At 64.2% G+C, this 380-nt stretch carries 1 protein-coding gene; it reads right to left on the bottom strand.

The window, feature by feature from the left end; genetic code table 11:
- The coding region (locus tag ACFWW2_RS03690; protein ID WP_393926289.1) for a hypothetical protein at positions 1 to 380 on the bottom strand (380 nt) is incomplete at both ends.

The following is a 380-nucleotide window of genomic DNA, read 5'->3' as shown; positions in this document are numbered from 1 at the left end:
ACCGACACCCAGTAGCGGGTCGGGAACGCGGTGTCGGGATCATTGTCGAAGGCGGGCAGCACGGCGTCGGCGTAGTCAGTGAATTCCGCCCAGTCGCAGAGCCGCTCGCTCGACACCCAGTAACCGCCCAACGGCACCCCGAGGTCACCGAACCTGCGCGCCAGCAGATGCACGGTCGTCGCCGCCATCACCACCTCGCCAAAGCCGTCACCGGGATGGGCGCAGGTGATGATCAGCTTGGCCCGGTGCGCCGCGATCATCGGCTCGAACGCCCGACCCGATGGTTGTGAAAACTGTTTGGCAAAATCCCGCAGCGCCATGGGTTCGGCGACCGACACCACGGTGAATTTCATGTCGTCAAAGGTGATCTGGAGCGAGGT

Source organism: Yoonia sp. R2-816 (genome assembly GCF_046762905.1).
Classification (GTDB): domain Bacteria; phylum Pseudomonadota; class Alphaproteobacteria; order Rhodobacterales; family Rhodobacteraceae; genus Yoonia.
The sequence above is the reverse complement of the archived record's forward strand: the minus strand, read 5'-3'. Positions and strand labels throughout refer to the sequence as shown.